Here is a 20,862-nt window from a genome sequence, read left to right as displayed (position 1 = left end):
GCCTTAACCGGAGCCCTGCTGGCGGGGCTCCCGCTTCTTTTTTCTGCTATTGAAATAGCCTGTCAAATACTGAATAATGACATAGCTTCCCCATGACCTTGATGGTTAATTGATAACCATGTCGGATTTAAATGATTTAAATACCAGCCAATTGCGGCACATCTTAAGCGCAAGCAAATTAAATGATCTCTACACGTTGATGGACGAGGAAACCGTGGATTCCCTGATTGTCTACGGGAACACAATAGCGCCCAGCATGCGGCGCAAGAATAAATTGCTGCAAGCCATTTCCCTGCCCTTGACTGATCCCTCAAGTTATCCCCTGATTTTACTATGGAGCGTCCTTGGCGTGGTGACGCTCAGTGTTCTTTCCCTGATAATAAGCACGGGCATTATGGCGTTGATTTCTCTCTTGATAGGGGGGCTGTTTATCTATGCAAACTACAAGGAATTGCTGCGGGACGAGCGCAGGAACAAGAAATATTGTTGCCTTTACGCATTGAAAAATAAAACAGCCGACCTTCTGCTTGAAAGGCATGGTCTTGCGATAAAAGCACAATACATTCCTGAGTACACCAATAAAAACCGGGCCCTGCTCATCCGCGATGCGGTGAATACCACAGCCTTAATCTGCACGACCTTATTCGGAACTTATTTTCTTGGGGTTAATGCGATTTTAACTGCTTTTGAAGCAACTGCTGCCGCGGGCATCACGATTGGACCTCTGGGTTTTCTCGTTGGCATTGGCCTCGCAGTCTTTATCAGTCTTTATTTAGGCTATCATTATTATCAATCGTTAAAAGCTGATGATTATCGTAAATACCAAAAAAAATGCCTCACCACAGTCGTTGAAAAAAAAACGGCTGTGTGCGAGGCCGTTCATCACCGGGAAATTGAACGCATTTCTGAAAATGAAATTCAATCCAGCAAAAAACTGGGCATCAACACCTCGGGCGCGAAGAACAGGTTTTTATTTACCTTAACCGCGACCCAAAGCCCTGCGCTTCCCCAGGCGGTAGCAGAAGAATCAAAGCCTGAAACCGTGACGCTGCCGCTAACCATCTAGACCGACGTCTAGCGACATCAGGTTTCTTTGAATAATCATGCCCTAACGTGTACCATGAAGGTTGTTATTTTGGGGATTAAGGGATACTCAAGGGATATGGCATTGATTCTATTTCAACGCACAGGCGAAAAAGCGGGCGCCTTATTGCAATCCACTCTCTTCTTCTTTGTGTTTTTTGGCAATTTCTTCTACAGCCTGGTGTGTAACTGGAATGCCATTACCTGGCGCGAATCTTTTTTTGCGACGCTTAGAGCCGGAACCTGGGTGGTCATCCCTCTGCTTTTTGTCAGCATGCTGATGGGTACTTCCCTCGCTGTCAGTATTCATTACATGCTGGCGCCGTATAATCTTCAGCATCAGGGGATGCTGATTGCCCAGAATACTGTAATTCATGATTTCGCCCCATTAACCATCGGCTTCGTTCTTTGCACTCAATGCGGTTTGAACCTCATTGATTTTTATCATCCGAGCCTTCACGAAGACCCGCAAAAAGTGCTGCTTGAAAACATTATTCCGCTGGTCGCCGGATTCAATGTAACCGCCCTGCTGCTTTATACCTATGTCTCATTGGGTTTTTTAACCAGTATTTTCCTGACTTTCTATTATTACCTCAAGGCTGATATCAATGAGTATTTGATTCGATTAGGCGATGTCATTACGCTGGCTGATTTACTGAACTCGCTTTGTAAAACCATTCTTTATGCAACCATTGCCAGTTTCACAGCAGGTTATTATTATTATGACGTGGCCAATCGAATATTACCGACGAGAAAAGCCGTGTCACGTATCATCACTCGCGGTTTGTTTTGGTTAATTACCGTCAGTGTGGTGTTGAAATTATATCTCTCATAAGCCGTTGATAAGGAAAAGAATGCCCAGGGAACATCAGGAACGCATCTACATAGGAATTGGCGTGTTTATTTTTGGCGCGATAGTCCTTGCCGCGTTAAGCCTGATTTTTATGTACAAAGAATACATGCACGGTAAAGTAGAAACCTATACCATGTTTTTCAAAGGATCATTGAACGGCTTGAATGTCACCTCCCCCATTACTTATCGGGGAGTAAAAATCGGTGAAGTCAAACGCATCGAATTGACCGCGAATAAATCGAAATCCAATGTCGCCATCCCCGTATATGTTGAATTTTTTGTCGAAAAGTCTTTCGTTCAGAAAGACAACCCCATACAAATCCTGATTGATAACGGCATTGTGGCGACCATCACCGCGCCCAATATTTTGACTGGCACAGCCAGCATTGAGTTGGTTCCTTCTGAAAACAAACAAAGAACTACCCCATTGATTCGAACTTTCCATGGCTATTCCATGTTTCCAACCGAAACATCCAACGAAGACGACATGACAGCCAACGACACCTTGCGTGCCGCCCGTAAAACCTTACGCGACATCAGCAATTTAATCCGCTCCAGGGAATTTAAAGACACCATTGTCGCCATCAAAGACATGGCTGCCAGTATCGACAAATTAGCCATCGCCATTTCCGAACGCATGCCCGGTACCTTTGTCTATTTCAATGACAGCATGAGGGAGGTTGCCAAAGCCGCTTATTCTGTCCGCAACCTAAGCGATTACCTCGCCCGTCATCCCGAATCCCTGCTGCGGGGTAAATCATGAGGCGCTCCCTGGGTGTCATGCTTGGTGTAAGCCTGATCCTTACGGCCTGCTCGCGCAGTAAAGATCCCGCCTATTATGTGTTGAATCCCGTTTCGGGTCCCGTGAATCAAAGCAATCAATACATTCATATCAAACTCGGGATCGAACGGGTTTCCGTACCGGATTACCTCGACAAGCCGCAATTAAGCCTCTATTACACCCCTAACCTCAGTGAGTTGCAGGAGGATTCTCAATGGGCAGAAGAAGTTCGAGGCAATGTGAAGCGGGTCATTAAAACCAATTTATCGACGTTCCTATCCGGGGCACTCATCGAACTCGCGCCCTGGGACATTAAATTCAAACCCAATTATCAGCTGCAGGTTGATATTTCCCAATACAAAGTCACGGCACAGGGGCACAGTATTTTACAGGCTGAGTACGTGATTTATAAAGGCGAAGAACCCTTTAAAAAATACAAGGTGGCTTATGCCGAGAAGCTACCCGTGGTCAACGCCAACACCATGGTAACCAGCATGAACAACAACCTGACCCGGCTGACGCGAGATATCGCGAGGCACCTGCCCCGCGCCTAATCAATGCGCCCGCCTGCATGTTCAATGCGTTGAAGAATATAGGTCTGTACCTCTTCGCTGACTTGCGCACTGGGAAATGTCACGAATTGACTCTTTGAAAAAAAGAACAACCACAGATCGTCATAACGCCAGACTTCTTTAATGGCCGACCAGGGAAACGTGCTGCTGCCGGCGCTGGAAGAGATGGTTGCGCTGTTTTCTGCAGCAATAAAAGACGCTACGGGTGAGCCCATTTCCTTGAATTTATACCAGGCGTTGCGGAAATGCACCAGGTAGAGGGTTAAAATCATTAAAAAACTGATGAGAAGGACCGCACCTAACGCGCCAACCAGCCAGGAGCGGTTGCCTTGATAAAGCAGGATCGCGAAAAGAATGGTCATCAGCACCAGAGCAAGCATATAGACCAAACCAACCGTTCTTTTCCAGAAGCGGAAAATGGCTTTGCGAACCATGGACTCATCATAGGTCAGCGTAATCTGGTGCATGGCAGTCACTTCAGGTCTTGTTTATAAAAAGATAGCAGGTATTCCTTATCTGCTCTATTTTTTTACGAAAAAACTGGCCAATTCGCGTTTAAAGGCAGTACTATAACCCCCTGTCAGCCACTATAGGTATTGTCCTTATGCACACATTGAAGAAAGCCGTGGGCCGCTTTATTTTTATGAGCCGCTGGCTTCAGGCTCCCCTGTATCTCGGCCTGATTATTGTACTGGCCACCTATGTTTACCGCTTCATTGCCGAGCTTTATCATCTCGTTAGCCATTTAAATGGTGTGGATGACAATCAGATCATGCTTGGCGTATTAAGTCTGATTGATGTGGTCATGATTGCCAACCTGCTCATCATGGTGGTCATGGGGGGGTATGAAACGTTTATTTCGCGTCTGGATTTGGATGCGCATCCCGACCAACCGGAATGGCTTGATCATCTGGACGCAGGGGCTATGAAAATTAAACTGGCCCTCGCCCTGATTGGGATTTCGTCCATTCATTTACTGCGTACTTTCATTGATCCGTCACGCATGTCAAATGACAAGGTCATGTGGCAGGTGCTTATCCACCTCACCCTGCTGATCTCCGCATTGGCCATTGCCTATACCAATAAGTTATTGTCCTTTGGCGGCAGGCATCATCCTCCGGGATAAGCTGATAAACATTATTGCATAATGGTCATCCTTATGACATGATGGCCCTGTTAACTATTGACCTGGATTTAAATATGTTAAGAACAGTAGCCGTTTTATCGCTCAGTACCCTCTCGCCTGCATTAATAGCAAGTAACGCGGTAGACCTTTACCAGGCCCCTCTTTCCAGTTTGAAGTCTTTTTCCCTCATTCAGCCTCAGGTCAATCTGGCAGCTGCCAGCAAAGCTGCACCCTCGGATAATGCCCTGCAACAGATCAGTCAAACCCGGGAGAACAGCAAAACCATTACCCGTTTGCAACAACTCTACAAAGGAATCCCGGTGATTGGCGCTCAAGTGACAGTTGCCCAATCGTCTACAGCCACGCTGACGGCCAAGGCGGCAGGCAACGTGAATGGCCAATTGATTAATGCGTTGGATGTAAACACCCAACCTGCCTTTAACGCCGATAAGGCCGTTGATGTGGCGAAAAAAGCGTATCAAAGCAACCATACTCATGAGGCCTCTCTTATCCGCAGTGAATTACAAATCCGCATAACAGAAGCCAATACACCTCGCCTGGTCTATCTGGTTGCTCTAAAGTCCGTGCAGGACAACAAACCGGCGCAACCGACGTTTGTGATTGATGCGCAATCCGGCGCCATTTTAAGTCAGTGGAACGATGTCAAAACATACGGTGATACGGGCCCTGGAGGCAATGAGAAGATTCATGAATACTGGTATGGTCAAGACGGTCTGCCGGCATTGGACGTGACGCAGCAGGGTGAGACCTGCATCATGGATGATTCGAAAGTCAGGCTGGTTCATTTAAATTCCAAATGGGATTGGGACGACAAAATCATGACGCCCTATCAATATCCCTGCAACAGTAATACGGAAGAGACGGTAAACGGCGCCTATTCGCCCACAAATGATGCTTATTATTTCGGCCACACCATCATTGATATGTATAAAAACTGGTATGGGGTTAATGCGTTGCAAAACACCAAAGGGAAAGCCATACCCTTGATTATGCGTGTCCATTTTGGCGACGGTTACGATAATGCGTTTTGGGATGGCCAAGCCATGTCATTTGGTGATGGCACTGATTTTTATCCCCTGGTTTCGCTGGATGTCGCAGGTCATGAGGTTACCCATGGGTTCACTGAGCAACATGCGGGTCTTGAATACCATGATCAGTCAGGAGCCCTCAATGAATCACTCTCGGACATGGGCGGCCAGGCCACACGCGCCTATCTGTTGGAAAAAGAACCCCTGCTTTTCAGCAAAACCAATTTAAATCCAAAGGAAGTCACCTGGGGCATCGGTGAAACCATTGTCAAAGACTCTTTTGGCAAGGCGCTGCGCTTCATGGATTACCCGTCTTCCGACGGCAGTTCCGCTGATTGCCTGGATAAGACACTGGCTCGTGCGAATGGCAGTTATTGCGCAATCAGTTACCCTGAACTGGTGGCTTTCGCCAAATCCCGCATCGCCGATCCGCAGGAGCAACAAAGTTTCATCGTTCACACCGCCAGCGGCGTGTTTAACAAAGCGTTCTATTTATTGTCTCAGAAAATCGGCATCAAAAAAGCTTACCATGCCATGGTGGTCGCCAATAGCCGTTATTGGACGCCAACCACTGATTTCAAAAACGGAGCATGCGGCGTTTTGTATGCAGCCAAGGATTTGAACCTGGATTTGAAAACCTTCAAAACAGCCTTTGCGCAAGTGGGTGTCCTGACCACGCAATGCCGGGTATAACACCCGTCATTTAATTCTTCATCCCCCGCAGAGGCGGGGGATCCATGCATCTTCCCATTTAAAAATTCACGATAGCCTGCAAGGCAAAGGTATCCCGATTGCCCTGATAACCCCTGACCTGTCGATTAAGACCTGACGCCACTACAGCCTGCGGATAGTTAATATCTTTGAAATACTGTAATTGCAGGGTGAGGTAAGGCCTTGGATACACGCTTAGGCCAATACCCACCCGCTTTTCAGGTAATTGCAAAGCCAGAGCTTGAACGGATTGATCATAAAAAACAGTGGCCTTGGCTTGCATCGCTCTCCACTGGAAGGCATAGCTGCTTTGCACGCTAATAGCCCTGGGGGAAGCGCCTTTATTTTGGTAGGCAAGCTCATTGAGATTAAAGCGCCGCAAAGCAGAAATAAAGGTCAGATAAATTGAATAACGCTGATCATGCCAATTCACATAAGCGGCTCCCCCTGGAACATGGCTATTAATAGGGGTAAACAGATAACCGCCAAAGCCCTTGTTATACTGAAATAATTGACTTTCAGCCAAGGAATAGAGATAACTCAACCCCATGTCATACTCATCTTCATGCCAACCTGTATTGACACCGTAGTAATAATCCAGTGGCGAAGAACGGATGTGTGAATGGGGAGCATACAAGGAAACACTGCCGTAGAAGCGATTATCATAAGTCATGACTAACGCATCCTCATTGGTCTGTCCCATGGCTTTAGTCAAAGGTTTATAAATCAAATCATTTTTATAACGGCCAAAAGGCAGCCATTTTCTACCGGCCTCGAAATAAAAGGATGCCATGGAAGGCTCGTGCAAACCAACATAGAGTTGCTCAAAATACAATTGTGGCGTGACCGGTGTCGGGAGCGTGTTATAAATGAGCAAGCCTTTGACCCCACTTTGTTCCCACAGGGCCAAATCCGATTCGAGCTTCACATTGGATAATTGTTGATTGAGTAAGTACCGTTCGCCTGCCAGAGCGGAATCACTGACATTGAAAAACACATGCCCCTGATAAGAAAACCGTTCATTTTCAAAGGGGTGAGGCAGGCCGCTGGCCAAACCGGCAGAGAGGGTAAGCAAACCGCCTAATGCAATTTTTTTCAACATCAATGAATGGGATCAGGGCAAAATCAAATGATAATGATTATCATTTTTATTTACAAGCGGATGACCTCTGGTTGCGAACCGGTTAAGGATGAGACGGTAGGTTATTGCCTTTATCCGGATTGAAATAACGTCGGCTTTGTAATTTGGTACAGCGAATTTTCTTGCCGTTGGTGGCGTAAAAGAACGTATCACCAACTCGGCCAGCGTGAATTTTGAACATTTTTTTATAGGGGTAATATTCGTTGCGGTTAGTCATGTTTTTCGTGGTTTTTTTATACCCAGGCGGCAGAATCGGCTTCATCAAATCCCACTGTTGATAGGATGGATGCGTTAAAAAGGCATGGCATAGGGCTAACGCATTAAAAGCAAACACAAGGTCATACTGAATAATCTGGTTGGCGTAGGGTGTCTGACCAGGAAAATCCATGCTCGGGGTGCTGTGAAGCAGTTGCAGACGAGGTTCCTGAGTAAGCAGCAGATAGTTTAACAAGGGTAAAAATGGCTGCCAATCGCTGTCGCGTCTCACCGGTAGCGGCAAACCCTGCTGTACATTGGTTTCTATCTGCTGGATAAGGTTATTGATTGTCGATTCAATAGAAAGGTAATAACTCACAGCCATGGCTTTAACCAAACCGATAAAGAAATCATGCAGGGCGGCATGGCTTTTTTCAAGGGCGGCCAATTCAGCAAAAAAAGCATTAAACTCATCTTGAGAAAATGATTCAACCTGGGCAAGACGATCAAAAAAATGAGTGAGCGGGAGGGGTACCTCATGGTTGAGGATTTTATGGCTTTCTGCGTAGTTTATTGCTTGTGTTTTTACAGAAAAAGAAATGACCCGTTTTTCAATTAGCTCTTTAACCATCATGGTACAGCAAAAGCGACGAATCCTATTTAATTATAGATCAAATAAGCGCTTGCAGCAGATAAGACAACCTTTCCTTCTTTTTTCAAGATAGAAAATAACAATTTTCGCTTTACTAACCCCTTTGAAATCAATACATTACCGCTATTGCTGCCTGGGATGAAAACAATGAAGAAATACTTACTGTTCTTGCTGTGTATTGTCTCCCTTAGTCATGCCCGCTGCCCAATTTACTCCAGGGATAATGCCCTGGCCATCAAACATGATCCCTTATTTACACTGGTCTCAACAAGTACCTCTTGCCCCGAAACGATTACCGATTTCACGGCCCTATTGCGTCAAAATGGCTTAAATCAGCAAATCAGCCTGGTTGCCAACCGTGGCCGCAACAATCCCTCACAAGGAAGTTTCAGCTTCTTCACGTCCATTTTCGGTTCGATGCGGGATGGTACTCGCATAGCCCACGGCGATTTTTTTATTGGCTATTTCACTACCCTGGAAAAAAACCTCATTCATCTTGATGAGCAAGCTGAAGCCGGCAAATTATTAATAGAAGTTATTGCCTGGGATAAAGAAAAAGCTCTGTATAATTTTTATGAATTACGGGGGATTGATGGCAGTCAAACGCGGTGGTTTTATCGTGGAAATTCCAAAGATGCTCATCGCGATAACCGCTTTTTATACCGCCAGAGTCCCCCGGATGAAGCCCATTTCGGCCAGCGCATGCGCTGCTCGGCCTGCCACAATTCCGGCGGTCCTATTCTTAAGGAACTGAAGACGCCCCACAATGACTGGTGGACAAGTTCCCGGCCTTTGGCGTTCACACCCAATCGGCTTGATGAGGAAACCGCCTCGCTGTTGTCTCAAATCAGTGAGCCGCATTGGTTAGCCAACGATGTCAAAAAGGGAATGAAGAAACTGCGGCAATCGCGCAAGATGAACGATTTTATCAGGCACTTGAGTTTGCAGGAGCAGCTTCGCCCCCTCTTCTGCACCACTGAAATTAATCTGGAATCCAGTGATGGCCATTCCCAGGTTTCTATCCCTTCAGCATTCTGGCTCAATCCCTTGCTTGGTAAGATTAAGTCCTCCATAACGGCTCCCGTGTATGCCTCTTTATTGCATCAATGGGGCATGCATTTTCCCGAAACTGCCTTGCAGGATGCCGATCATCCCTGGCTTACACCAGTTAAAGGTTATAATGATCAGCAGGCCATTCGCCAGCTGCTTCACGATAAACTCATTGACAAGCACTTCGTTCAGGCAGTCCTGATGATTGACTATCAACATCCCGTGTTTTCCAAAACACGCTGTGACCTTTTAACAAGCCTGCCGTTACAGAATAAGCCGGGTTGGCAAGATGAATTAATTGAGAATCTAAATAAGACTAACCACCTGACCGCAGGCAGGCAATTCGCTCGTTTGCTCACAACGAAACACCGCAATGAATGGCAGAAAATCATTCGTCAATATCGCCAATCGGTGCAGCAGGTTTTGCGCACAGAATCGGGGGTTGATACCAGCTTTCAGCAATTACTTTGGCTGCGTCAACAGGTGTTTGACAGTGAGATATCAAAAAATCCCCTCGGACAAATTCTTGAGCCGGGATTTCGAGTGATTTTTCCACAATCACAAATCGCCTCAGGCTGATGGGAAATTATATTCCCTGCCCTTTCGGATTTTTGCATTGTGCCAAATCAATCCCCCTCTCTTTTAAGGCTGCAGCCAGTGCTTCCCGCGTGGGATAGGAATATATGCTCCAGGCCACCCCATAATCACTGCGTTTACCCTCAAAAAAATAAAAAATATCATCCAGATACGGATTGCTTTTGAGATGCCGGACAAATTGCTCCGGGGCACAGACAAAATCATCCGGTTGGATATTGTACATATTCGCCTGCAACTTGTTGTAGTTGGCAAATTGGCTACCCGTATTATAAATCACATACAGGAGGGGCAATAAGCAGATAAACGGGATCAACAGAGCCATAATGGATTGATTTGAACGTGATGTCTTATTGAGTCTGCGGGCATAAAACAGGCTAGCGAAAACAATCAATGGGTAAAGCCAGATATAATAGCCGACGATGGAAACGTAATGCGACGGAACACCTGGCCCACCGCAAAGACCGCTATAACAAACATAAAAAGTAATGGTATAAGGAACAACCAGCAGCGAAAACCATACCAGGGCCAACAGAAAAGTGCGTGTAAATTGTTTCATATGCGATAACCTTAAAGCGAATCAAATCCTTGATAATCCTGCCAGGGCAGCTCTTCACGGCAATGTTCTTCTACCCGGGCCAACCGGGGGCCTTTTTTTACCCAACTATAAAACAAGTCGAGCTGTTCCCGCTCGCCACAGGCTAAAATTTCCACACGCCCATCAGCCAGGTTGCGGACCCATCCTGTGATACCGAGCCTCATTGCCTCTTCTTTTGCCGAAGCACGATACCAGACGCCCTGCACTTTCCCCGCCACATAACAGCGCATACATGATGGATTAGTCATAGGAATTTCTTATTGGTTTGCGTAGTATTAGAGTTTATGCTTATTTTACAAAGAAGTGGAGATGAAAATGGCCATCTGGTACAACGAATTTGGTGTTGACGATTTGAATCGCCGCGGCAAAAATACCCTGTCAGAATTATTGGGGATCCAGTTTACAGAAATTGGCGAGGATTACCTCACAGCCACCATGCCGGTTGATGAGCGCACACGACAACCCATAGGCATTCTCCATGGCGGCGCCAATGTCGTACTGGCAGAAACCGTCGCCAGTACGGCAGCCAATGCGGTAATTGATATCAAGCACTTTTATTGCGTGGGCCTTGAAATCAATGCCAACCATCTGCGTTCGGTTAAGGAGGGGCTGGTGACGGCTGTCGCGTCTCCCGTCCATTTGGGGCGTACAACCCAGGTTTGGCAGATTGACATTTACAATGAACAAGGCAAAAAAACCTGTGTCTCACGTATGACCGCGGCGGTCATTGCCCGTTAGGTGGCTATCAATGAGAAAAAACCTTATCCTTGTGTTGGTATCCTTTGCCATGTTCATGGAGTCCGTAGATACCACCGTCATTAATACGGCCATTCCGGTCATGGCCAAAAGCCTCAATGTCTACCCCATTGATTTGAAACTGGCGCTGATCAGTTACCTGCTCAGCCTGGCTATTTTTATCCCCATCAGCGGTTGGATAGCGGATAAATTCGGGGTTAAAAAAGTCTTCATGGCTGCGATTGCGGTATTTACCCTAAGCTCCATCTGGTGTGGGTTTACTCAAAGCCTGCCGGAATTGATTGTTGCGCGTATTGTGCAAGGACTGGGCGGTTCACTGACCATGCCAGTCGGGCGTTTAATTATTATCCGTACCTGCGAGCGGCACGAGTTGGTTGCCAAAATGAGTATTGTGGTCATGGTGGCGGCAATAGGCATGATGCTTGGACCGGTGGTGGGCGGTTTTATCACCAATCACTTCTCCTGGCGCTGGATATTCTGGGTGAATGCACCCATTGGCGTCCTTGCGCTGATCCTTGCTCGAAAATTGCTGCCGTCCATGCCGCCAAGACCGGTGCATAATCTCGACAAGCTCGGTTTTATTCTGTTTGGCAGCGGTCTCGCGACCCTGACGTTTGGTTTGTCCACGTTAAGCGAATCCCATACCAGAAACTCCCATTCGTTGTTAACCATCGCCTTGGCTGTGCTGTTGCTGATCGTTTATAGCTGGCATTCGCGCCACAAAGCCCATCCAGTTGTCCATGTGGGTTTGCTTCGCATCCGCACCTTTCGGGTTTCCATCACCGGGAATCTTCTGGCTCGCCTGGGATTTGGCGGCATACCCTTTCTCCTTCCGCTCCTTTTTCAGATTTGCCTTGGGTTTTCCCCCGAACTATCGGGGTTGCTTTTAGCGCCCATCGCCTTGGGCGTTTTGCTGGTCAAGCCTCTGTCTCTGGCTATACTCAGGTTTTTTGGCTACAAAAAGCTCCTGATACTTAACACCGTGCTGGTGGCCTTCAGCCTGTTTTCCTTTGCCTTAGTCAATGAACAGACTTCTATTTATCTAATCACCACCCTGACCTTCGCCTACGGTTTTTTAATCTCCCTGCAATACACCGGGATGAATTCCTTAGCCTATGCCAATCTGGCCCCTGATGACATCAGTGCAGCCACCAGCATCATGAGCACGACCCAGCAACTCGCGCAAAGTTTCGGGGTTGCCGTCGCCGCCATCTTGGTCCGCATTTTTTCAGCCAGTAACCATGAAGCTGCCTTAAGCTTAAAAACCTTTCATGAATCGTTTGTAGCCCTGGCGATTTTAACCTTATGCTCTGTGGCAATTTTTGTGTCATTAAAAAAACAAGACGGTGATGAGTTAATTCATGGACCTTTGGAAAATGCCAGGGCGAATTAGAAAAAGCCCATGACCAGGCCACCACCAAAGGATCGCTCCAAACCATTTAAAGCGCCATAGAGACGCTGGTTATATACTACATCAAGCGTCAGGTTTTTTGCGGCCAGGAAAACCAATCCAGTATCAGCATTAACACCCCAACCTTGATTGGGCGCGGTACAGCTCTGGGCATAGACCTCGAAGTAAACATTTATTTTTTCCTGTAAGGGCCAACCGGCTAAAAGAAGTGGATTTATACTAAGATAGCGTTGGTTACCATCCACCGGTTGCGTGACGAATGAGGCAAATCCCATTTGCGCGGCAATACCCAAGCCCGAATCAAAACTGTAATTATAAATTCCATTCACCATGTAGCCGTTTTTACGACCCCCAAAATTTTGACCGCCTGAGGGCGGTGAAATGGCCGCCTGCAGGGTAGCTAACTGATGGTCGTCATAATAGGCGAGGTGTTTGGCCCCCAATGTCATCAAACCATAACCCACCTGACGAGGCGCCGATTGCCAGTTATAAGCGGGCGGTAAGAAATCAATCTCGGTATGACGCCCCAAACCCAGTCGCCATTCCATCTGCGGTACATTATGACTAAAGCCATTGGGTGTCGATTGCTGATAAGTATACCCCGACTCAATGAGTAACGATTGAGCAGGAACGATACAGGCACTTAAGGCTTCGGATGGTCTATCCACCAATGACAGCATACGGTTGTCTCCGCTGCAAAGCGGCACTTCCCCCGCGTTAGGAGCATACATCGGCAACACCAGCAAACAGCAGAACAACGCTTGATTAACCCCATTCATGCAGCAATCCATTGATGCCAATAAAATTGAAACTTTACCCTGCTTAATAACAATTAACAAATCACCGCTCATCAAAACGGCAGGCCTCCAGCGTCACATGGCGTGTTTTGTTCAGCCATTTATGACCAAGCCATAGGCTTAAAAACAAGGGAACACCCAGGTAAGAAATCATCACGCCTTGCCAATCGATAGCGTGCCCAAGAGAGGCTTTGTAATTTTGGCTGCCAATAATCAGCAGGCATAGACCGAAGGCAAACAAAGGACCATAGGGATACCCTTTCGCCAGGTAAGGAAGCTTATCGAGCTCATACCCCTGATGAAGATAGGCTTTACGAAAGCGGTAATGGCTGGCGGCTATCCCCATCCAGGTAATAAAACCGGACAAACTGCCGGCATTGAGTAACCAGAAATACACACGGCCACTGCCGTATAATGAGGATAAAAACGCCAACAAGGCAATACTGCCCGTCAACGCCAGTGCCCGCAGAGGCACACCACGTCGATTCACTCGGGTGAAGCCTTTAGGGAAATGACCTTCACGGGCAAGGAACCAAAGCAAACGGCTTGAGACATATAACCCGGAATTGGCGGTCGACAGAATGGCAATTAACACCACCCCATTCATCAAAAAGGCGGCCGAAGCAAGCCCCCTTTGCTGAAACACAAAGGTAAACGGGCTCATGAGCACATCGGATACCGTCAATTGCTCGGCGGTATAAGGAATGAGTAAACTGATAATCAAAATCGATAAAACGAAAAACAGCAAAATTCGCCAGAATACCAATTTGACAGCACGGGGAACATTTATCGCTGGGTTATCGCTTTCCCCAGCGGCAATACCTAATAACTCCGTACCCTGAAATGAGAAACCAGCAGCGACAAAAGCACTTAAAACACCAAGCCACCCATCATGAAAAGGGGCATCGCCGATAGACCAGTACTTAAACCCGCCTGGCTGGTATTCCGTCAGGTCGGCAATCATGGCCAAGCCTGCGGCAATGAATAACAGGATGACCGTAATTTTGATGAAAGAGAACCAATATTCCGCCAAACCAAATGCTTTGGTTGAAATGACGTTAAAACCGAGGACTAACCCCAGGAAGGTACCACACCATAGCAACGGCGGGCTGCCAGGAAACCAGAAATTCATCAACAAAGCCGAGGCCGCGATTTCCGATGCAATGGTGATTGGCCAGCTAAACCAGTAATTCCAGGCCAGAGCATAACCCAAAGAAGGGTCAATAAAACGCGATGCATACACATAAAAGGCTCCTGAACTCGGCATGTAAGCCGCGAGTTCCCCCAAGCCACCCATCAGATAGTACACCATAATACCCATGATGGTATAAGCCAGTAAGGTGCCGCCAGGACCTGCCATCGACAAGGCATTGCCGCTGGCTAAAAAAATACCGGTCCCCAATGAACCGCCCAGGGTAATCATGCTTAACGTACGGGCACTCAGCTGACGCTGCAAACCCGGTTCCTGGGGCGCATCCTGCATTACTGTCCTTTTTAGCTAATCATTCAGGAATTCACAAAGCAAGCGCTGAAAGTGATGCGTGCCTTGTTCTTTGGTTGGTGAAAAACGACCGCTGTCATAGAAACGGGAGCGGATGCCTTGTTGAACAGCTTCAACCACCGCTTCATCTTCCCGCTCAACAATATCCAGTTCACCGCCTGCACCTTTATTCAATTTGCTTTCATCAAGCACAAAAGTCAAAAAGGACACTTTGGTTAAATCCGGCGCTAACGGCTTGACCACATTCACTGAACATCCCCATGGGTAAAAATTAAGCATGGTATTGGGGAAGATCCAGTAATAATAAGCCGCTACGTCCTTGCCAAAATCCGGTGCGTCTTTGGGTAAATTAAAGCTCTCTTCACCATGAGCAGCCAACGCCAATTGCAGATTGCAGTAACGGTAAAGTTCAGTAGTATACGTAGTGCAATCAATCACTTGCCTTAAACCATGATGAACAAACGGAATATGCAGGGCTTCAAGGTAATTTTCACAATAAAGAGCCCAGTGGGCTTTAACCAGGTAATCACGGGAACGATTTGTATCCAAACGCATGTTTTCCATGGGCAGCCAGTATAGCCGCTCGCGAATATCCGCAAAAACCGCCTCAAATGGCGCCACAGGCGACAGCGAAGCAAACAAAAACGGGGCTAGCGTATCAAAAGGAATCACCGATAGATTATCGCGCTCGGAAGGAAAATTCTCGGTTTGTTCAAATTCCGGCATGTGCAGCATCTCGCCGCAAAGACTAAAGCGACGCCCATGATAAGCGCATTTGATTTTCTGCATGACGGTACAGGGTGCATCGACCAACAGATTACCGCGATGGGTGCACACATTACTCAGGCAATGCAAGGCATCCTTCTCATCCCGAACAAACAGCAAGGGTTCATCGAGAAAACCAGGCAGCAAGGTATGCGGTACCAATTGACCGGGGAGGCGTAACGCTTCCGTGCTCAGGCAAAATTGCCAGGTTTTAGCAAAAATTTTTTCCTTGCTTTGCAAAAACCAGTCGGTTGAAGTGTAAAAATCTGACGACAAAGTCGACGCTTTCCTGATATCCGGATCAACGTACAGCGGCTTCATTCAACTATCCTTATGCAGCACCCCAGAGCAGGCTGGTAAAATTATTGTATTCCCCGCTGACTGTCAATCCAATTTGCAGTTAGACTGACTGACTATGTTGCCTGAAAAGGTCGGTTAACTGGCGGGCGGAAGGCCCCATGTTCTGGGGATCATGATGCACCAGATACAGCGGGTAGGTTCGAATATTGTCCTTAGGTAATTGCAAGGGTTTAATGGGCAGGTTTCTATCTGCGACCAAGGGTTCAGGCAACCAGGAAAACCCGATACCATGCGCCACACACTGAATTTTCATCTCCATGGAACTGACTTTCCAGTGAAATTCCGACCCCAGCCAACCCTCGTTCCTTTTATTATGCCGTCCCGAATCCTGGGCGATAATGTATCGTTCCTCGCCAAGCGCATCAAGATCAACCGGTTTTTGGTGCAGTGGACTGTCCACGTGAGCATAAGGTCGCGCGTCTATTTCCATTAATTTATCGCCCAGGTAGCCTTCAGGAATGCGTGAAACAATAACCATCTCAGCTTCACCCTGCTCCAGGGCTTCGCTGGAACCGGATAACAACCCCTGATTTAAAATAATCCGGGTATGTGTATTCTGAGAACCAAACGCTTTTAAAACCGCCAATAAGCGAGCGGGAGGATAAAGTTCATCCACCGCCAAACGCAGTGTTTTTTCATAATTAGATTTAAGGTGATGGGCGCGCTGCTCCAGACTCTTCGCAGCCCGCGTTAATTGCCGCGACAAATTGAGAATATGCAGGCCTTGCTCGGTCAGTACCGCTTTTCGTCCCTGCAGTTCAAACAGGGAAATACCCAGGATATCCTGCAGTTTACCCAGAGTGTAGCTGATGCTCGACTGGCTTTTATGCAATTTCTCCCCGGCTTTTGCAAAGGTTCCCTCATCCGCCACGGTTTGCAGAACCCGCCACTGTTTGAGCGTAATTTTAGCCATTGGCCCCTCTTAATTAATCTATAAAATCGATGATTTGAACCAAAAAATTGCGCTTTTTTAGTTTAAAAAGCCAATTATAATCAATTTAATTGATAAATAAAGGAGAAAACATGAGTAAAAAAATTTTAGCCTTAAGCCTTTGCTTCGCCGCGTCAAACCTGGCTTTCGCCGGCAAGGGTCAGCAGGAAATCAATAAAGAAGTCGTCACGCAGTTTTACCAAAAGGCCATTAATGACAAGGATTTCGCGGCAGCAGAAACCTATATGGGCCCATGGTATATCCAGCACAACCCCTTGGCAAACGATGGCATTGACGGTTTTAAACAATACCTCGATTACCTGAAATCCACCTATCCTCAATCGCATAGCGAAATCAAACGGGTCATGGCGGAAGGTGATTATGTGATTCTGCATGTCCATTCCATCAAGGAGCCCGGCACGCGCGGTCAAGCCATTGTTGATATTTTCAGGCTGGAAAATAATAAAATTGTCGAGCATTGGGATGTTATTCAAAACATTCCTGACCAAGCTGCCAACAGCAATGGTATGTTTTAATGGCAGGGCTGTTAAAACGGCCCAACTTAAACATTTAAGCGCAAATTTAACTCGATAGCCTGTGTCAGCAAGCCTTTAATATCATGCTCGGCAACATAAAATGAAGCCTGCCCCGGTGCACCGGGATTGCTGGTAATCACGCTGTTGCCGGCTTTGAAATGGGATGTTGCGAATAAACGGTATTGCAGGATGGCGGTCGTCTTCTCGTTCACGTCGTAAGCCAACCCTGTTTTAAATTGCCAGGCGAAAGCGGTGCCATAAAGCGAGGGGCTATGTTGTATCGCCGGCGCGGTTTCAATCAAGGGCGTCGCCGGATCATCAATGTTGATGATATTATTGGTTTGTACCCGACCCGATTGAAGCCAGGCCACCCCTACCCCGCCATTTAAGAAGGGGGTCCACCGGCCATGGTGGTTTAAATCATAGGCAAGGTTTGTGAGCAGCGAATAAACGTGCGACCGCTTGCTTTTATCGCTAATGGGGTTGTTGGCCTGTCGAGCATAAATAGCGCCAGTAGCTGGATTTTGTTCCTGCCAGTCATAGCTGCCCTTGCTGTAGCGCATGAGATTTTGATACACCCATTCAATATCAGCCCGCCAGGTGTCATTCACGCGATACCCCACTGCGGCGTTTAAATCGAAGCCATTGTTGAATTCGTTCTGCCAGTTCACGTTGGGCAAGGAAAATAAACTGGTGCCTATCGCGGTCGGACCATACAATACCGTAGTGGAGTTGCCGATAAAGCGATTGCTGGTTGAAGAAAATACACCACCCGCGCCCAGGTTAAAATAAACGGCGGCCGGTACCGCGCCCGTCCAGAGTAAATGGAGGGCGGCCAAACTGATTTTTAACATCCTGTTCATGACTTTAATTCCTTTTTCAAACCCCGTTTATTATCAGGATTTTTTCTTTTAAGTAAATAAATAACCGCTAATCATCGATACTTAGCCTTTCTCCGCCTGGCTCATCCAAGGCAAGCTCAGTTTGTTGCCGGGGATTATTGGGCGGGCTGAAAAATCGTTGTGCATTGGGCTCAACCATCCGGTATAAAAAACGGCAACCAGCGACAAGAAACAGGCAACATAACAAATCGGCCAAATCAGCCTGCGGCGCCTGCTGGTTTTTGCCGCCCATGGCTTTCATCAGCAGGGCAAAAAAAGCGGCTGTGAAAAAAAACAGGGTCCCGGTTTTATTCATCTCCTGACGGGCAGCACTGTAGGGGTGATTTAAATAACGGTTAATTTCTCTAAACGCCGCCGTGCAATCATAATCGTCATGACGGTCATCTGGATTGAGCGCATCCAGTTTGGCCTTAAAAACCTTATCATAAATGACATAAGTCACCTTTTCGCGAGTTAATGGCGAGGTAATATGGCCTTGTCTAAACCAATCCAGCAGGGCTGACAATTCATAATGATGAGGATAAACATAAACCGGGTGGCGCATAGGCATCTGGGTTATCGGACAACAAATGGTTTGATGCGCCCGTTTGGTATGCATGCTGAACTCCTCCTATAGGCGAAAAACGCTTTCATGTTCATCGGGATCATAGGCCGTGCTGACTGCTTCCCCCACCAATCGTATGAAACGCGGTAGTTTTTGTAATATGCCGCCGATGCCGTATTGATGGCCACCCCCCTGGCGAATAGCGAAATCCAGGAGGCTGCTGGTCAGCATTAACAAGAGCAAACCATCAGCGCTCAATGCGTTGCTATCTTTAAAATAACAGAGTGCAGCGACCATCAACATCAGGGAGTCGGCCGTTAACAAGGCTTTGTAGACATCCTGCTTCCAGGGTTTGTAAGGGGCACTAAGCTTTTCTGTTAGTTGCTCAAGACAGGGCTGTCTTTCATACTCTTCATGCCGTTTAGGGATATCCCGCTCATCCAGTTCGTTTCGAAGCGGCAAATCATAGCTCGCAAAAAAAATAGCCGCCCCACCGGGGTAACCATTGGTATAACCCGCATTCAGTCGGTTAAGCAGGGCTTTCAACTCATAATGATGACCATCAGAAGCCAGAATGGGATGGCGAAACGGTTTTCCTGTCAGGGGACAGATAAAGGTATCCTGTGCACTGCTTTCGAATTTTTTCTGCATCGCTTAACGGGGTACATTGAAAGCGCAAAATGGTACCTTGTGATTAATTTATTGTCAAAGATGGTTTTGGCAGAAAAAATAGCCATTGCCTATACTGTAACTAATTTTTAAGTTCAGGGATGATTGATGACCACAAAACCGGTTGGTTTCAGGCACGGCTTCATGGTGATTTTTCTGGGATATACCACCCACCTGTACGCCAATGATACCGCCTTTGGCGGCTCAGGCTCGCTGCCCATCCCTATCAGTCAGCCTGACATTCAGATGGTGAATGAGCGGATCATCATTTCGGGTCGCAAGCTGAATCATGCCGCCATGAACGGCTCCTGGAATTATCATTGTACATTTACCTTTCAAAACACGCGCAATGAGGCGGTGGCCATAACCATGGGTTTCCCCTTTCCGGTCAACACCGGCATGAGTGAAGTGGCCTTACCCGATAAGCGGCAAAGCAGCGAAGGCAAGGCATTGGTTTATGATTTTAAAGTTAAAATCGATAATCAGCCAGTCACTGCCAAACCACAGAAAATAGCTGCCAACCCGGACAAGGGTCTGTATTATGAGGACGCCTACCTTTGGGACATGACGTTTTCGCCGTTGCAAACCGTGACCATCCAACACGACTATGAAACCGGCGCCACGTATGATGTCATGGGTTTTCACTGGGTTTCTTATGTGTTAAAAACAGGTTCACTCTGGCAGAACAATACCATTGGCCATACCACCCTTGAAGTCATCCCCAATACGCCCACGCGTTTATGCAGTGAAATTGATCCGAAATCAGACTACCTGCAACCCACACCACCCGGGATGACCATCACTGGAGAAGGAAAAACACGGAAATACAGCTGGAACTTAAGTCATTTTAACCCGTCTGATGATCTGTCACTCTGTCTTTATACCGGGAAAAGCTATGTCCGTTACCAGATTATCCTGCCTTATCTCCAGGATGAGCATGCGCTTGACAAACTGAGGCGGCTTTCACCCCAGCAATTAAGAATTCTGCGCAATACTGTCTTTGCTCAATACGGCCGTGTATTTACCTCACCCAAACTGCGGCAATATTTTAAAAAACAATGGTGGTATGAAGCCAATCCCAATTTTGATATTCGTGAATTAAATCAGGAAGACAGGCAATTGCTTGCTTTATTGAATCAGGTTTAATCACATGAATAAAAGATCAAGAATTTGAATTATAACGTGATGACCAAGGTGTTTTCCCTGACTTTTTCCCAGGGCTAACGCACCTGATTTTTAAAACGCTGTAAGAAAAAGATCAAGTGGGTGTAAGAAAAAGATCAGG

Annotated in this window: 23 protein-coding genes; 11 read left to right on the top strand and 12 right to left on the bottom strand. The window is 47.0% G+C overall.

All coding sequences use genetic code 11. The features are described from left to right. Positions 1-118 precede the first annotated feature (118 nt). From Lery_RS04540 to Lery_RS04525, 4 genes are all read left to right on the top strand, one after another. Entirely contained in the window at positions 119-1,066 is a 948-nt protein-coding gene (locus Lery_RS04540; RefSeq protein ID WP_058526074.1) for a hypothetical protein, read from the top strand. Between the two features lie 96 nt (positions 1,067-1,162). Further along, on the top strand, positions 1,163-1,918 hold the full coding sequence (locus Lery_RS04535; RefSeq protein ID WP_058526073.1) for an ABC transporter permease: 756 nt from the start codon (positions 1,163-1,165) through the stop codon (positions 1,916-1,918). Between the two features lie 19 nt (positions 1,919-1,937). Next, a complete protein-coding gene (locus Lery_RS04530; RefSeq protein ID WP_058526072.1) occupies positions 1,938-2,699 on the top strand; it encodes an MlaD family protein in 762 nt (253 codons plus the stop codon). Continuing rightward, complete coding sequence (locus Lery_RS04525) at positions 2,696-3,271, top strand: PqiC family protein (protein ID WP_058526071.1); 576 nt, start codon at positions 2,696-2,698, stop codon at positions 3,269-3,271. Before Lery_RS04530 ends, Lery_RS04525 begins: the two co-directional genes overlap by 4 nt. Here the strand turns inward: Lery_RS04525 and Lery_RS04520 are convergent. Next, complete coding sequence (locus tag Lery_RS04520; protein WP_065230248.1) at positions 3,268-3,756, bottom strand: YcxB family protein; 489 nt, start codon at positions 3,754-3,756, stop codon at positions 3,268-3,270. The genes Lery_RS04525 and Lery_RS04520 overlap by 4 nt on opposite strands. A gap of 137 nt (positions 3,757-3,893) precedes the next feature. On the opposite strand from Lery_RS04520, the gene Lery_RS04515 reads away from it, so the two are divergent. After that, positions 3,894-4,415, top strand: coding sequence for a TIGR00645 family protein (locus Lery_RS04515; RefSeq protein ID WP_058526069.1), 522 nt, complete (start codon positions 3,894-3,896; stop codon positions 4,413-4,415). A gap of 74 nt (positions 4,416-4,489) precedes the next feature. Then, a complete protein-coding gene (locus tag Lery_RS04510) occupies positions 4,490-6,157 on the top strand; it encodes a M4 family metallopeptidase (protein WP_058526087.1) in 1,668 nt (555 codons plus the stop codon). 58 nt (positions 6,158-6,215) lie between these two features. Here Lery_RS04510 and Lery_RS04505 read toward each other — a convergent pair whose 3' ends face one another. Beyond that, positions 6,216-7,277 (bottom strand): LbtU family siderophore porin, encoded by a 1,062-nt coding sequence (locus tag Lery_RS04505; RefSeq protein WP_131751165.1) that lies wholly within the window; start codon positions 7,275-7,277, stop codon positions 6,216-6,218. Positions 7,278-7,359: 82 nt separating this feature from the next. Beyond that, the gene (locus tag Lery_RS04500) at positions 7,360-8,145 is read right to left on the bottom strand and encodes a hypothetical protein (RefSeq protein ID WP_058526068.1); all 786 of its coding nucleotides are present in this window, start codon (positions 8,143-8,145) and stop codon (positions 7,360-7,362) included. Between the two features lie 165 nt (positions 8,146-8,310). On the opposite strand from Lery_RS04500, the gene Lery_RS04495 reads away from it, so the two are divergent. After that, on the top strand, positions 8,311-9,792 hold the full coding sequence (locus tag Lery_RS04495; protein ID WP_058526067.1) for a hypothetical protein: 1,482 nt from the start codon (positions 8,311-8,313) through the stop codon (positions 9,790-9,792). Between the two features lie 7 nt (positions 9,793-9,799). Here the strand turns inward: Lery_RS04495 and Lery_RS04490 are convergent, their stop codons facing one another. Together Lery_RS04490 and Lery_RS04485 are read right to left on the bottom strand one after the other, a co-directional pair. After that, positions 9,800-10,366, bottom strand: coding sequence for a hypothetical protein (locus Lery_RS04490; RefSeq protein ID WP_058526066.1), 567 nt, complete (start codon positions 10,364-10,366; stop codon positions 9,800-9,802). 11 nt (positions 10,367-10,377) lie between these two features. After that, positions 10,378-10,653, bottom strand: coding sequence for an acylphosphatase (locus Lery_RS04485; RefSeq protein WP_058526065.1), 276 nt, complete (start codon positions 10,651-10,653; stop codon positions 10,378-10,380). 67 nt (positions 10,654-10,720) lie between these two features. Between Lery_RS04485 and Lery_RS04480 the strand changes: the two genes are divergently transcribed. Together Lery_RS04480 and Lery_RS04475 are read left to right on the top strand one after the other, a co-directional pair. Then, positions 10,721-11,143 carry a hotdog fold thioesterase gene (locus Lery_RS04480; RefSeq protein WP_058526085.1) on the top strand — a complete coding sequence of 141 codons (423 nt, stop codon included), beginning with the start codon at positions 10,721-10,723 and terminating at the stop codon, positions 11,141-11,143. A 10-nt stretch (positions 11,144-11,153) separates the two neighbouring features. Beyond that, positions 11,154-12,554 carry a DHA2 family efflux MFS transporter permease subunit gene (locus Lery_RS04475; RefSeq protein WP_058526064.1) on the top strand — a complete coding sequence of 467 codons (1,401 nt, stop codon included), beginning with the start codon at positions 11,154-11,156 and terminating at the stop codon, positions 12,552-12,554. Here the strand turns inward: Lery_RS04475 and Lery_RS04470 are convergent. From Lery_RS04470 to Lery_RS04455, 4 genes are all read right to left on the bottom strand, one after another. Next, positions 12,551-13,351 carry a transporter gene (locus Lery_RS04470; RefSeq protein ID WP_131751166.1) on the bottom strand — a complete coding sequence of 267 codons (801 nt, stop codon included), beginning with the start codon at positions 13,349-13,351 and terminating at the stop codon, positions 12,551-12,553. The two genes, Lery_RS04475 and Lery_RS04470, sit on opposite strands and share 4 nt — an antisense overlap. Before the next feature lie 61 nt (positions 13,352-13,412). Then, on the bottom strand, positions 13,413-14,852 hold the full coding sequence (locus Lery_RS04465; RefSeq protein WP_058526062.1) for an amino acid permease: 1,440 nt from the start codon (positions 14,850-14,852) through the stop codon (positions 13,413-13,415). A 15-nt stretch (positions 14,853-14,867) separates the two neighbouring features. Continuing rightward, entirely contained in the window at positions 14,868-15,956 is a 1,089-nt protein-coding gene (locus Lery_RS04460; protein ID WP_058526061.1) for an SRPBCC family protein, read from the bottom strand. 79 nt (positions 15,957-16,035) lie between these two features. Further along, the gene (locus Lery_RS04455) at positions 16,036-16,908 is read right to left on the bottom strand and encodes a LysR family transcriptional regulator (protein ID WP_058526060.1); all 873 of its coding nucleotides are present in this window, start codon (positions 16,906-16,908) and stop codon (positions 16,036-16,038) included. A gap of 110 nt (positions 16,909-17,018) precedes the next feature. Here Lery_RS04455 and Lery_RS04450 point away from each other — a divergent pair, with 110 nt between their 5' ends. Further along, positions 17,019-17,462 (top strand): nuclear transport factor 2 family protein, encoded by a 444-nt coding sequence (locus Lery_RS04450; protein ID WP_058526059.1) that lies wholly within the window; start codon positions 17,019-17,021, stop codon positions 17,460-17,462. A gap of 26 nt (positions 17,463-17,488) precedes the next feature. On the opposite strand, the gene Lery_RS04445 is transcribed toward Lery_RS04450, so the two are convergent. The 3 genes from Lery_RS04445 to Lery_RS04435 all read right to left on the bottom strand — a co-directional run bounded on the left by Lery_RS04445 (position 17,489) and on the right by Lery_RS04435 (position 19,559). Then, positions 17,489-18,325, bottom strand: a complete 837-nt coding sequence (locus Lery_RS04445; RefSeq protein ID WP_237759143.1) for an outer membrane protein — start codon at positions 18,323-18,325, stop codon at positions 17,489-17,491. A 67-nt stretch (positions 18,326-18,392) separates the two neighbouring features. Then, positions 18,393-18,962 (bottom strand): RING finger protein, encoded by a 570-nt coding sequence (locus Lery_RS04440; protein ID WP_058526058.1) that lies wholly within the window; start codon positions 18,960-18,962, stop codon positions 18,393-18,395. A 12-nt stretch (positions 18,963-18,974) separates the two neighbouring features. Continuing rightward, positions 18,975-19,559: an RING finger protein gene (locus Lery_RS04435; RefSeq protein WP_058526057.1), complete on the bottom strand. Its 585-nt coding sequence runs from the start codon at positions 19,557-19,559 to the stop codon at positions 18,975-18,977. A 126-nt stretch (positions 19,560-19,685) separates the two neighbouring features. On the opposite strand from Lery_RS04435, the gene Lery_RS04430 reads away from it, so the two are divergent. Further along, a complete protein-coding gene (locus Lery_RS04430; RefSeq protein ID WP_058526056.1) occupies positions 19,686-20,723 on the top strand; it encodes a YARHG domain-containing protein in 1,038 nt (345 codons plus the stop codon). The last annotated feature ends 139 nt before the right edge of the window (positions 20,724-20,862 follow it).

Origin of the sequence: Legionella erythra (genome assembly GCF_001467615.1) — a bacterium.
Taxonomy (GTDB): domain Bacteria; phylum Pseudomonadota; class Gammaproteobacteria; order Legionellales; family Legionellaceae; genus Legionella_C; species Legionella_C erythra.
The sequence above is the reverse complement of the archived record's forward strand: the minus strand, read 5'-3'. Positions and strand labels throughout refer to the sequence as shown.

Excerpts from the sequence above, each read along its gene's own strand:
- Lery_RS04495 (WP_058526067.1), top strand. The coding sequence starts at position 8,311 with ATGAAGAAATACTTACTGTTCTTGCTGTGTATTGTCTCCCTTAGTCAT.
- Lery_RS04465 (WP_058526062.1), bottom strand. The coding sequence starts at position 14,852 with ATGCAGGATGCGCCCCAGGAACCGGGTTTGCAGCGTCAGCTGAGTGCC.
- Lery_RS04510 (WP_058526087.1), top strand. The coding sequence starts at position 4,490 with ATGTTAAGAACAGTAGCCGTTTTATCGCTCAGTACCCTCTCGCCTGCA.
- Lery_RS04475 (WP_058526064.1), top strand. The coding sequence starts at position 11,154 with ATGAGAAAAAACCTTATCCTTGTGTTGGTATCCTTTGCCATGTTCATG.
- Lery_RS04430 (WP_058526056.1), top strand. The coding sequence starts at position 19,686 with ATGACCACAAAACCGGTTGGTTTCAGGCACGGCTTCATGGTGATTTTT.
- Lery_RS04540 (WP_058526074.1), top strand. The coding sequence starts at position 119 with ATGTCGGATTTAAATGATTTAAATACCAGCCAATTGCGGCACATCTTA.
- Lery_RS04515 (WP_058526069.1), top strand. The coding sequence starts at position 3,894 with ATGCACACATTGAAGAAAGCCGTGGGCCGCTTTATTTTTATGAGCCGC.
- Lery_RS04490 (WP_058526066.1), bottom strand. The coding sequence starts at position 10,366 with ATGAAACAATTTACACGCACTTTTCTGTTGGCCCTGGTATGGTTTTCG.
- Lery_RS04455 (WP_058526060.1), bottom strand. The coding sequence starts at position 16,908 with ATGGCTAAAATTACGCTCAAACAGTGGCGGGTTCTGCAAACCGTGGCG.
- Lery_RS04480 (WP_058526085.1), top strand. The coding sequence starts at position 10,721 with ATGGCCATCTGGTACAACGAATTTGGTGTTGACGATTTGAATCGCCGC.
- Lery_RS04500 (WP_058526068.1), bottom strand. The coding sequence starts at position 8,145 with ATGATGGTTAAAGAGCTAATTGAAAAACGGGTCATTTCTTTTTCTGTA.
- Lery_RS04445 (WP_237759143.1), bottom strand. The coding sequence starts at position 18,325 with ATGAACAGGATGTTAAAAATCAGTTTGGCCGCCCTCCATTTACTCTGG.
- Lery_RS04450 (WP_058526059.1), top strand. The coding sequence starts at position 17,019 with ATGAGTAAAAAAATTTTAGCCTTAAGCCTTTGCTTCGCCGCGTCAAAC.
- Lery_RS04505 (WP_131751165.1), bottom strand. The coding sequence starts at position 7,277 with ATGTTGAAAAAAATTGCATTAGGCGGTTTGCTTACCCTCTCTGCCGGT.
- Lery_RS04470 (WP_131751166.1), bottom strand. The coding sequence starts at position 13,351 with ATGAATGGGGTTAATCAAGCGTTGTTCTGCTGTTTGCTGGTGTTGCCG.
- Lery_RS04485 (WP_058526065.1), bottom strand. The coding sequence starts at position 10,653 with ATGACTAATCCATCATGTATGCGCTGTTATGTGGCGGGGAAAGTGCAG.
- Lery_RS04525 (WP_058526071.1), top strand. The coding sequence starts at position 2,696 with ATGAGGCGCTCCCTGGGTGTCATGCTTGGTGTAAGCCTGATCCTTACG.
- Lery_RS04535 (WP_058526073.1), top strand. The coding sequence starts at position 1,163 with ATGGCATTGATTCTATTTCAACGCACAGGCGAAAAAGCGGGCGCCTTA.
- Lery_RS04460 (WP_058526061.1), bottom strand. The coding sequence starts at position 15,956 with ATGAAGCCGCTGTACGTTGATCCGGATATCAGGAAAGCGTCGACTTTG.
- Lery_RS04520 (WP_065230248.1), bottom strand. The coding sequence starts at position 3,756 with ATGCACCAGATTACGCTGACCTATGATGAGTCCATGGTTCGCAAAGCC.
- Lery_RS04435 (WP_058526057.1), bottom strand. The coding sequence starts at position 19,559 with ATGCAGAAAAAATTCGAAAGCAGTGCACAGGATACCTTTATCTGTCCC.
- Lery_RS04440 (WP_058526058.1), bottom strand. The coding sequence starts at position 18,962 with ATGCATACCAAACGGGCGCATCAAACCATTTGTTGTCCGATAACCCAG.
- Lery_RS04530 (WP_058526072.1), top strand. The coding sequence starts at position 1,938 with ATGCCCAGGGAACATCAGGAACGCATCTACATAGGAATTGGCGTGTTT.